Raw genomic sequence first — 10,750 nt, 5'->3', positions numbered from 1 at the left:
CGGCGGAGGCCGCTCTACCACGTCAGGTAGGAGATGGCTGCGAGCATCCGGCGGCGCTCGACCTCGTTGCCGCGGATCTTGATCCGGCCGGCGATGGACTCGATGGCGGCCGTCGTCTCGTCGTAGTAGATCCGCTGCATCGTGTCGGAGAGCATCGTGGCGAGGATGCGGGGGCGCTCCGGGAGACCGTTCGCCACGCTCAGGACGGTGCCCTCGTCGATGAGGACGGTGAAGTCCTCCTTCACGTCCGGCATGCGGACGACCAGCGGCCAGTCACGCCACTTCTTGACGGCCGCGAGGGTGTCCTTGTTGGTGTTCCACTTGTGGAAGTAGTACTGCTCGAGGATCTCGCGCAGGTACTCCTTCGTGACGGTCTCCGGCCGCGGGAGGTAGTCGTAGCCCCCCGACGCCTTGGCTTCCTGCGTCATGCGTCAACCTCGTTCCAGACGGATGGTTCCTGACGTGTCACACGGCACCGACGGGGATGTGCCGGGCCGCCTTGTTGAGCTGCTTGTCCACCCACGGCACCCGTGTCGCGAACTCGAGGACCTGGCTCCGCCTTGAGGCGAAGCGCTCCGGCCACGCGCTCGCCACCCGCCCGTAGCGGTCGGTCCAGCGTTGCACGTGGTCGGTGAGCGGCCGCTCCCCGCGTTCCCAGCTGCACAACGCCGACGCGACGTCGTCGTCCCGGTCCAGGTAGACGGCCAGCGACAGGGCGTTCTGGAACGTCAGGTTGGCGCCCTGCCCCAGGTTCGGGGGCTGCGCGTGCGCGGCGTCGCCGACGACGACCGCCCGCCCGCGGGACCAGGCGCGGCAGGTCACCCGCATCGCGCGGTCCCACCGGCCGACCTCGCCGATCCGCTCGATGATCCCGCCGAGGTGCGGGAACGACTCCAGCCAGCTGTCCTTGTCCACCGGCACCCGTCGGCCGACCTCGTCGTCGACGTTGCAGCACAGGCATACATAGTTGACCTCGTCCGTACACGGGTCGTACAGCAGCCGGCGCGAGCCGTTCCAGTACTCGGTGATCTCGGTCTGCGGGTCCTCCGGCCGGCGCGGGATGAGCAGCCGGGTGTAGCCCTCGTCGAGGTAGTCCACCCGCTGGGTGAGCAGCATCGACTCCCGGACGCGGGAGAAGACGCCGTCCGCGGCGACCACCAGGTCGGCCTTCCAGACCTTGCCGTCCTCGTCCTCCAGCTCGCCCCTCGGGTGGCCACCGACGATGACCGAGCCCGGGATGATCTCGATGTCGAGGTCGCGCGCACGGGCGATGAGCGCGTCGTACAGGTCCGCACGCGGTGGCAGCAGCAGCCGGTCGGCCTCGCCGAACGTCCGGTGCATCAGGGCCTTGCCCTCGGGGTCACGGGCGACCAGGGTCTCGATCCGCTTGGCCCGCCGGGTGGCGGTCTGCTCGACTCCGAGTGCGGCGAGGGAACGCAGACCGTTCTCCCACAGCCAGATCCCGGCGCCGAACATGCGCAGCTCGTCCGAGCGCTCGTGGATCCGGACCCGCCAGCCGCGCTGGGCGAGCGCGATCCCGACGGCCAGACCACCCAGCCCGGCCCCGGCGATCTCCGCATGCCTCGCCTTGGTCACTGCGACGTCCTTCCGATCAGTCGTTCAGGTGGTGCCGCGCGCCGCGGCCGGAACGGGTCCGGCCGCGGGCGCGGCGGGGAGTCGCCACCGGGTGAGGGGATCCCCGGCCGCTCCTGAGCCCGCGCTACAGGCGCGTGGCGTCGGTGCGCTGGCGCAGGACCTGCGCCCGGTAGAAGCCACCGCGCTTGGTGCGCGGCACCACGAACTTGTCGTAGAGCGCGATGACGAGGACCAGTCCGAACCAGGCCGCCGCGGCGTGCCAGTCGAGCACGGTGATGCCGAGTGCGATGAGCCCCGTGTAGATGAGCAGGAACACCGCCAGCGGCACGCCGTAGCGGACGGTGAGCGGCCGGTCGAGGTTCTTGCGGGCCCGCATCCGGATGAAGAACAGCGCCATCAGGAAGTACAGCGTCGCCGACCACATCGACAGCATGTGGACGATGAACGTGAAGTCGCGCCAGTAGACGCCGATCAGCGCGAACACGGCGAGGACCAGGATGGCGACCCACGGCACCGAGCGGGACGAGTAGCGCCCGAACGCCCGCGGCAGTGCGCCCTGCTGCGCGTACAGGGCGACGATCTTGCCCATCGCCATGAAGAACACGCTGAGGGTGGTGTACGTGGCGATCAGCATGGTGATCAACGCCAGGTAGAACAGCGGGTGCGTGGTCGCCTGACCGAGCCGTTCCTGGACGATACCCACCGTGGGCACCGGCAGCAGCAGCAGCGCCGCCAGCGGGGCGCTGGCCAGGATCCCGAACGCCAGCGGGATCTGCCGGATCCACAGCTGCCACGCTGCGGAGAGCAGGCCGACGTCGCGGGACTGCCTGAAGTTCTGCCACTCGTCGACGAGGACCTGCTGCACCTCGAGGATGCCGGCCATGATCCCGAGCCAGAGCCCGCCGACCGTGAAGAGCGTCAACCAGTTGACCGGGCTCGGCGACTCCCAGTTCGCGGCCCAGAAGCCGCTGTCGGCGAACAGCCACCAGACGCCGACCGCGAGCACGATGTCGCCGACCAGCGTGATGACGACGAGCGCGGCCTGCACCTTGCCGGTGATCTGGTGCCCGAGCAGGTTGAGCGCGACCACCGGCACGATCACCACGTACGGCCAGATCGCCACCGGTACGTCCGGGAAGAGCAGCGACAGCAGGCCCTCGGCGATCAGCAGCTCCAGCCACATGAACGCGCCGTAGACCGGGGCATAGAGGATGAAGTACGAGGTGCCGAGCGAGAAGAGGCCGGCCTCGCGGCCGTAGGACTGGATCGACCCCGGCTCCGGCACCGCTGTGATCATCTCGCGGTACAGCCACCAGGCGATGTTGATGACCAGTGCGCCCGCGACGAACCCGATCATCGTCCACTTGATGCCGTAGGCACTGGCGATGAAGACGATCCAGGCCCAACCGGCCGTGAACAGCATCTCGCCCGTGCCCATGGCGGACACGTCGAACCAGGACAGCGGCTTCTCGTCGACCAGACCGACGTCGTCGCCGTCCTCGTACTGCCCTTCGGGGACTTCCTTGCTGGTTGTCATCTGGGCTCCGCGGTGATGGGAACGGATGGGAGGGAAGTGCAACTGCAGGTCCGACGGCCGGTGCGGGCCGTCAGCACATCCGTGCGGAGGTCTCCCGGTGCTGGAGATCCGCCACGAGGTCCCTCGCGTCGCTCTGGTCGAGCTCCGCGAGCTCCCCGTTGCCGGCCTCCCCCGCCTGACCGTGAACCAGGTCGTAGGTGAGGTCGGTGACCGAATAGATCTGGGCGCGGTCGTGCGGCCACCGCCGCTCGAGCGCGGCCTCGTCGAAGACGACGACACGGCCGTCCTGGACGACGGTCTCGATGCGTCGCTTGTCCTGCAGGACTGTGATGTCCTCCACCGGGTCACCGTCGACCACGATGATGTCTGCGATCATCCCCGGCGCGATCACGCCGACCTCTCCGTCGAGGCCGAGCATGAGCGCGCCGTGCTGGGTGCCCGCCTGGATCGCCTCCAGCGACGACAGACCCGCGTAGTTCATGAGCAGTTCGAGCTCACGCGCGTGCCATTCGCCGTACGGGGCGACGGAGAAGCCGGTATCGGTGCCGAGCACCATCTTCACTCCGGCCTCGTGGGCGCGGTGCAGGCTGTCCCCGGTCTTCTCGAGCATGCGCTTCATGCCGTCCCGCAGGTCGACGGGCGCCCCGACCTGCGCGCCGAAGTCGGCGACGTTGGCCAGCAGGAGCAGCGTCGGGACGAGGGGGGTGCCCGACTCCGCGAGCCTGCCGATCGTCTCGTCGGTCATCACGTTGCCGTGCATGATCCAGTCGATGCCGGCCCGGACAGCGGCATCGACCTCGGCGGACCCGCGGGCGTGGATCGTGACCTTCTTGCCGAGTTGATGGGCGAGATCGGCGACGATCTTCATCTCGTCGTCGGTGAACGCCTGGTAGTCGCCGTACGGGCTGTCGGCGAGCTTGATGAGGTCCACGCCCGCCTTGACCTGGCGCCGCACCTCGTCCTTCATCCCGTCGACGGTGTTGGCGAGGATGCCGATGGACCCCTCGGGCACGCCCACCGAGTCCGGGTACCAGTCGGTGAGGCTGTTGCTGGTGCTGATGTAGCGGCCGGCCGAGGTCATCCGCGGCCCCTGCACGAAGCCGTCCTTGATCGCCTCGCGCAGCCCGACGCCGATGAAGTAGCTGCCCCCTGGCTGCGAGATCCCGGTGACGCCCGCCCTCAGCACCTTCTGCGCGTGGAACGCGGCCTTGAGCGTGCGCAGCTCCGGGCTCGTGTAGAGGTCGATCTCCTCCTCGCTGCGGCTCTCGCCGTAGGTCATGTGGCAGTGCGCGTCGATGAGGCCGGGCATGACGGTCTTGCCGGTGGCGTCGATCCGGGTGAGCGGCTCGCCGCGCGGCACCGCATCGGCCGTGGCGTCCGGGCCGACACGGACGATCCGTCCGTCCTCGACCAGGACGGACGTCCCGGCCGACGCCGCCGCGCCCGTGCCGTCGACGACGGTGCCGTTCTCGATGAGCAACCACGATGAGGGCATCGCGTGCGTCCTCCTGGATCTCCCGCTCGGCGCCGGCACGGTCGTGCTGCGCGGCGGTGTCGCTGTAGCGGCGAATGGTGGACGGGCGGCGTGAATCGCGGCGAAACCGGCGGTTCACGAGTGACGGCGCAGGTCGGACCGCATGTCGCGGGCCGCCCGGAACCGTCAGCGGCGCAGGTCCTGCAGCAGTTGCACGGTGGTGGCGGTGGGCTGGGTGCCGAGCTCGGTCAGGGCGCGCTCGCACGCCCGATAGGCCGCGATCACGCGGTCCTGGTTGCCCAGCGCGTCGGCGATCCGCATCTCCAGGCGCCACGCCGACTCCCGGAACGAATCGGCGTGCAGCACGTCACCGACCAGCCGGGCCGCCTGCCGGTAGTGCCCGGTGGCGAAGGCGATCTCGGCGGCGTCGTGGCGGGCCTCCTGCACCACGGAGGTCAATTGCTGGCGGCGCTCCTCTGCCCACGCCGACAGCACCCCCGGCAGGTACTCGCCCCGGTCGGAGATCTCCAGTGCCTGCAGCAGCGTCCGCAGCCGGTCCTGGCCACGCAGGCTCGCGGCCTGCCGGAGCAGCGCCGAGAGCCGCTCGGACTCGGTGGTCACGCGGACGCCGGCGCCGAGGGCGACCCGGCCGGCGACGGCGTCGGTGCGCAACACGTCCGGCACAGCCCGCCGCAGCCGCAACACGGCCTGCCGGAGGTAGGAGCCGGCGGCGTCGTCGGCTCGGCCCTCGAACAGCACCTCGAGGAGCTCCTGGCGCGGTACGGCATCGCGTCCGCTGTTGGCGAGGTACGCGAGCAGCTCGTAGCTCTTCTTCAACCGCAGCGCCGCGTCCTCGCCGTTCACCAGGACAGCCGTCCGCCCGAACTCCGTCACGTGCACCGACGCCGCGAGCACGTCGCCGAGGGCGACACCCTGCACCATCAGCGCGCGACCGAGGTCGTGCCACGGCGAGTCGGCACCGCGCTCGATGTCCAGCCGTCGGGACAGCACGGCCGGGAACTCCGACAGTGCCCGCAGCAGCAGGTGGTTCGACCCCTGCTGCTCGGCGGCCCACAACGCGAGGTTGGCTGCGTCGTCGGCCGCCTGCTCCTCCCCCAGCCGCCACTGCGCCTCGGCCAGGTGGACGGCCGCCTCTGGCAGCCACAGGATGCGTTGACCCCGCTGCATGCTGCTGACCGCCGCGGCGAGGCCGTCCCTGGCGCGCACGTCCTCGCCCTCCAGCAGCAGAGCCGCGCCGAGAAGCGTGTTCGCGTGTTCGCGGATGTTCGCGTACTGCCGACCGATCGGGTGCCGCGCCACCTCCTCGAGGACCTGCCGAGCGGCACGCGCGTCCCGGCTGAGCTGCAGCAGCAGTTCCGCCTCGGTGAGAAGGCTGAGCATGCGGAACAGCTCGGACCCGCTGGCGACGATGCGCTCGCGGCCGCTACGCAGGAGCCGCCAGGCTGCGTCGTGCTCGCCGAGCTCGGCCATCAGCTTCGGCCCCATCACCGCGGAGAGCCACACACCCTGTTCGTGGAGGCCTTCCAGTCGCTGGTACAGCTCGAACCCCTGCTCGGTGTGGCCGGTGGCGAGCAGCGCCCCCACCCGCCACGGCTCCGCCGCCTTCGCCGCCCACGGGGAGGACGGCGGGTCGGCCAGGAGGCTCAGCCGCCCGCGGTCGTAGTGGGTGCGCATGACGAGCGCGTCGAACGGCCCCCCGGTCAGCCACCCCTCCGGGGTGTCCGGAGCGGCCGGGACGTCGTCCACGGTGTGCATCGCGTACCTCATGGCGTCGAGCTCCTCGCCCGACCGGCCGACCTCCAGCACCGCGTGAATGTCGGTGACCCGGCCCGCGTGCAGGTAGCACCAGGCGATGAGGCTCGCCGCCCGGCTCGACGTCGCGGCCAGCTCGTCGCGCCTGCCCGCCGCCGCCAGCTCGTCGGCCAGCCGCACGCCACGTGCGTAGTCCTCGCGCGCCAGCGCCAGCATGAGCTCGGCGACGACCAGACCGGCCGGCTTGTCGTGGCCCACCGGCTCCAACCGGTTCAGCCAGCGCTCGGCCAGCGCGAAGTCGGTGCGCTCGATGACCCCGATGACGATCCGCTCGACGACCTCCAGCGCGTCGTCGAGCCGGCCGGCGGCGAAGAACTCCTCGACGGCCTCCTCGTCGTGCTGCAGCTCGACCAGCAGCCTCGCGTAGGCCGCGTGCAACTCCCGCACCTCGGCGTCGTTGCGCCGGTGCAGCAGCTCGAGGAGGTACTCGCGGAACCGGGGGTGGCAGCGCATCGCCTTACCGGCGCGGTCCCAGGCCACCGGGAGCCGCCGGGAGCGCAGGCTGTGCAGCCGGACCGCCGCATCCGGGAGGCCGAGGCACTCGGCGGCGGCCGGCGTCACCTCCTTGAGCAGGGCCGCCGAGATGAGGAACTCGCGGTCGGCCGCGGGGAGCTGCGCCAGGATCTGGGTGGCCAGGTAACCGTGCAGCGGATCGGCCTCGCCGCCGACCCCGATGACGTGGTCCGCCGAGCGCCAGGCCTCGAACAGCACTCCGGTCACCCAGCCGCCGGTCTCCACGATCGCCTCGGCCGGGTCCACGTCGGGCCGACCCGAGAGCACGAGCGCGTCGGTCGCCTCCTGCACGGTGAAGGCGAGATCCTCCTCGCCGACCGCCGCGACGTAGGTCAGGAAGGGGGCGCCGGCGGCGGCGGCGAACGGCAGGACGGAGCGGCTGATCATGACGAGCCGCGCGGTCGCCGGCAGGTAGCGGGCGAACGACGACACGACGGCCAGTGCCTCCGGCTCCTCGGCCAGCCGCTCCGCGTCGTCGAGCACCAGCAGCAGGTTGGCGTCGCCGACGGCCTCCGCGAGCAGGCCCGCCACCTCCGCGTGCGGCAGTTGCGAGGCCAGGGCCGCACTCGCCAGCCCCTCCACCGCCGGAATCTGGCGGGCGATCGCGGCCTCGAGGTAGGTGAGCAGCCGCCCGGTGACGGCGTCGGTCGCGTCGATGGCGAGCCAGGCGAGCGGCCGGCTCAGCTGCTGGGCCGCCTGCAGGACGGCCGTCGTCTTGCCCGCGCCCGCCGACGCGAGGACACACACGACCCGGTGCTGCTCGATGAGGCGGCTCAGCAAGGACTCGATGCGCGGCCGCCGCACCGTCGTCCCGCCGACCGGCGGCGGGGTGATCTTGAGCTGGATGACCCGCATCAGACCGGGCCCCGCTGCATCCTGCAGGGCGCTTCACACCAGGGCATCGCTCCACACCCCACCCGGCCACGCCGCGTCGGCCTCGTTCTCGGCGACTCTGTGCGCCCGAGCCCGCCGTGAGGAGCACCCCGAGCAGCGGACCGCTGTGACTGCCGACTCGTCGCTCCCCCACCGATCGGAGGGGGACATTGCATGCAACAGAGCATACAAACGTTGGCAAGGCGACTGTGACCTGGTTAACGCGCCGCTCACGGGGACCTGCGACGGTACATGGCCGGCCCGAGCCGGAGGCACGGGCAGCCGACCCCTGCTGCCCACGCACACGACCGAGGAGCGCCGGATGCCCAGTGTCCGCATCGGAGACGTCGAGATGCACTACGACGAGGCGGGTTCGGGTGACCCGATCGTGTGGATCCCGGGGACCGGCCTGGCCGGATCCATGTGGGACACCCACCAGGTCGCCCACTTCCGGGACCGTCACCGCTGCGTGACCGTTGACCTGCGCGGCAGCGGCCGTACCGTCGGCGGCCACCTGCCCCCGACCGTGGCCGACCTCGCAACCGACGTCATCGGCGTGATGGACGCGCTCGACCTGCCGCCCGCGCACGTCGTGGGTCTCAGTCTCGGGTCCGCGGTCGCCCAGGAGATCGCGCTGCTGCGCCCGGACCGCGTGCGCAGCGCCGTGCTGGCCGCAACCTGGTCCTCCACCGGCCGCGAGAAGCACATGCAGCGGCACTTCACCTCGCGCCTGTACGCGCTGGAGAACGGACCCCTGGACGTCTACGGGCAGTTCGCCTTCTGGATGTCGTCCCCGAGCGTGATCGACGACGAGCCCGATCTCCAGACCGCCGTCGAGGCCGAGCTCCGCCGGCACATGTCGACGCGGCTCGACGGCACGGCGGCGCACTTCCGCGCCGACCTCGTGCACGAGACGGCCGACCGCCTGCCCCAGATCACGTGCCCGACCATGGTGGTCTACGGCGAGGAGGACCGGATCACGCTGCCCCGCTACAACGAAGCCGTGGCAGCGGCGATCCGGGGGGCGGTCGTGGCGCGCGTCCCGCGGGCGGGTCACCTGATCTGGCTGGAGCGGCCTGCCGAGTTCAACGGGCACATCGAGGCGTTCCTGCGGACCACGGTCGTCGCGTCCCGGTCGAGCGCCTGACGGGCCTGGCGCTCACCCGCGGGGCTCGGCCAGGGGCCCGACGACCGGGGTCCAGGGCCACCACCGGCTCTCGACGATCACCCCGCTCACGGTGAAGGGGTCCTCGGCGATCCACGTCGCCAGCTCGTGCTCGTCCTCGACGTCGTAGACGAGCAGACCGCCCGAGCCGTCGCCGAACGGTCCGGCTTGGCGCACCACCCCCCGCTCCACCATGCCCCCCAGGTACTCACGGTGCCGCGGGCGAACCTCGTCGAGCAGCGCGACGTCGTCGGTGTAGCGCCACACCACCGCGAAGAGCGCCATCAGCCCCGCTCCCCGGTCAGGAACTCGAGCGCGAGGGCGTTGAAGACCTCGTGCTGCTCCCACTGCGGCCAGTGCCCGGCGTCCTTGATCACCTCGAAGCCGGCGTTCGGCATCTTGTCGGCCATCGCCATACCTGCCGCGGCAGGCCCGGACGGGTCGTCGCTGGTCCACACCACGAGCGCCGGCCCGGCCACCGCGGCGAGCTCGTCGTCGCTGACCAGGTTGCGGGCGCGGATCTCCGGGTCCTGCAGGCAGAGCAGGTGCCGCATCGACTCGGCGAATCCGGGCCGCGCGTAGATCGCGCGGCGGATGCCGACCAGCTCGTCGGTGACCGACGAGGCGTCCGCCATCAGCCACTCGAGCCGGGCGCGGATCCGCTCCTCGCTCGGATCGTCCGCGGCCGCCTGGGACAGGCTGCGGATCCGCTCCATCACCTCGGGCGTGGCCATCGTGCCGCCGGGCGTGTTGAGCAGCACCCGGCCGGTGCGGTCCGGGTGCGCGGCGGCGTACTTCAGCGCGAGCCAACCGCCCAGGGACTCCCCCGACAGGTGCGCGCGTCCGATGCCGAGCGCGTCGAGCAGGCCGTCGAGGTGCGCGACGTAGTCCGGCAGCTCCAGGTCGCGGGTGGTGTGGGTGGTGTACCCGTGGCCGGGGTACTCGTAGGCGATCACCCGGAACCGACGCGAGAGCGGGCCGATGTTGTGCGCGTAGGCCTCCAGGTGCCCGCCGGTGCCGTGCATGAGCACCAGCGGCTCACCCTCGCCCGCCTCCAGGACCCTGGTCCGCCACTCCCCGACCTGCACGTACCGGATGCTCAGCTCGACACCCGCGAGCGCGGACCACACCGAGGGGCGGCTCATGCGCTCACCGCCGGGACCTTCAGCGCCTCGAGCACGTCCGAGCTGCTCACGACCTCGCCGAGCATGCCGAGGCTGTCCAGCGACGCCTGGTGGACCTCCGGGGCAGCGGCGCTGCACGCGTCGGCGACGACGATCGTGCGGTAGCCGAGGTCGCCCGCACTGCGCGCCGTGCTCTCGATCGACATGTTCGTGGCGACGCCGGTGATCACGACGGTGTCGACGCCCCGGCCGCGCAGCACCGCGTCGAGCTCGCTGCCGACGAACCCGCTCACGCGCTGGTGCGTCACGACGATGTCGCCGTCCTGCGGGGTGAGCTCGTCGACGATGGCGGCCGCGGACGTCCCGTCGACCAGGCAGCCCTGCTGCCCGACCATCGCGAGCAACGGGAAGTTGCCCACCAGGTCGCCGTAACCGGGCTGGAACGCCACACGGGTGTACACCACGAGGGAGCCCGCGCCGCGTGCCGCCTCCTGCAGCGTCCTGGTGGTCGGGACGACACCGGCCGCCGCGGCCTGCTCGGCGAAGAAGGCGCCGAAGGCACCGTCCCGGGTGATCACGTCGTTCTGGTAGTGCACCGCGATGAACGCGGTCCGGCGGGGCTCGAGCTCCATGGT

9 protein-coding genes are annotated in these 10,750 nt (G+C 71.3%); 1 reads left to right on the top strand and 8 read right to left on the bottom strand.

The features are described 5' to 3' along the window. Window positions 1-14: 14 nt before the first annotated feature. From I4I82_RS23800 to I4I82_RS23780, 5 genes are all read right to left on the bottom strand, one after another. The gene (locus I4I82_RS23800) at window positions 15-428 is read right to left on the bottom strand and encodes a hypothetical protein (protein WP_218589019.1); all 414 of its coding nucleotides are present in this window, start codon (window positions 426-428) and stop codon (window positions 15-17) included. Window positions 429-465: 37 nt separating this feature from the next. Continuing rightward, window positions 466-1,596, bottom strand: coding sequence for an FAD-dependent oxidoreductase (locus tag I4I82_RS23795; protein ID WP_218589018.1), 1,131 nt, complete (start codon window positions 1,594-1,596; stop codon window positions 466-468). Window positions 1,597-1,720: 124 nt separating this feature from the next. Further along, on the bottom strand, window positions 1,721-3,133 hold the full coding sequence (locus I4I82_RS23790) for an APC family permease (RefSeq protein ID WP_218589017.1): 1,413 nt from the start codon (window positions 3,131-3,133) through the stop codon (window positions 1,721-1,723). Window positions 3,134-3,203: 70 nt separating this feature from the next. Further along, entirely contained in the window at window positions 3,204-4,628 is a 1,425-nt protein-coding gene (locus I4I82_RS23785; RefSeq protein WP_218589016.1) for a metal-dependent hydrolase family protein, read from the bottom strand. A gap of 165 nt (window positions 4,629-4,793) precedes the next feature. Beyond that, window positions 4,794-7,808 (bottom strand): AfsR/SARP family transcriptional regulator, encoded by a 3,015-nt coding sequence (locus I4I82_RS23780; RefSeq protein ID WP_218589015.1) that lies wholly within the window; start codon window positions 7,806-7,808, stop codon window positions 4,794-4,796. A 340-nt stretch (window positions 7,809-8,148) separates the two neighbouring features. On the opposite strand from I4I82_RS23780, the gene I4I82_RS23775 reads away from it, so the two are divergent. Further along, a complete protein-coding gene (locus I4I82_RS23775; protein ID WP_218589014.1) occupies window positions 8,149-8,973 on the top strand; it encodes an alpha/beta fold hydrolase in 825 nt (274 codons plus the stop codon). A 12-nt stretch (window positions 8,974-8,985) separates the two neighbouring features. Here the strand turns inward: I4I82_RS23775 and I4I82_RS23770 are convergent, their stop codons facing one another. The 3 genes from I4I82_RS23770 to I4I82_RS23760 are packed head-to-tail and all read right to left on the bottom strand — an operon-like array spanning window position 8,986 to window position 10,747. Further along, window positions 8,986-9,276 carry a YciI family protein gene (locus I4I82_RS23770; RefSeq protein ID WP_218589013.1) on the bottom strand — a complete coding sequence of 97 codons (291 nt, stop codon included), beginning with the start codon at window positions 9,274-9,276 and terminating at the stop codon, window positions 8,986-8,988. After that, window positions 9,276-10,136 carry an alpha/beta fold hydrolase gene (locus I4I82_RS23765; RefSeq protein ID WP_172167010.1) on the bottom strand — a complete coding sequence of 287 codons (861 nt, stop codon included), beginning with the start codon at window positions 10,134-10,136 and terminating at the stop codon, window positions 9,276-9,278. The genes I4I82_RS23770 and I4I82_RS23765 overlap by 1 nt, the downstream gene beginning before the upstream one ends. Next, the gene (locus tag I4I82_RS23760; RefSeq protein ID WP_218589012.1) at window positions 10,133-10,747 is read right to left on the bottom strand and encodes a cysteine hydrolase family protein; all 615 of its coding nucleotides are present in this window, start codon (window positions 10,745-10,747) and stop codon (window positions 10,133-10,135) included. The genes I4I82_RS23765 and I4I82_RS23760 overlap by 4 nt, the downstream gene beginning before the upstream one ends. Window positions 10,748-10,750 lie beyond the last annotated feature (3 nt).

Source organism: Pseudonocardia oceani, from assembly GCF_019263585.2.
GTDB classification, from domain to species: domain Bacteria; phylum Actinomycetota; class Actinomycetes; order Mycobacteriales; family Pseudonocardiaceae; genus Pseudonocardia; species Pseudonocardia oceani.
This window is presented reverse-complemented; position numbering and strand designations above follow the sequence as displayed.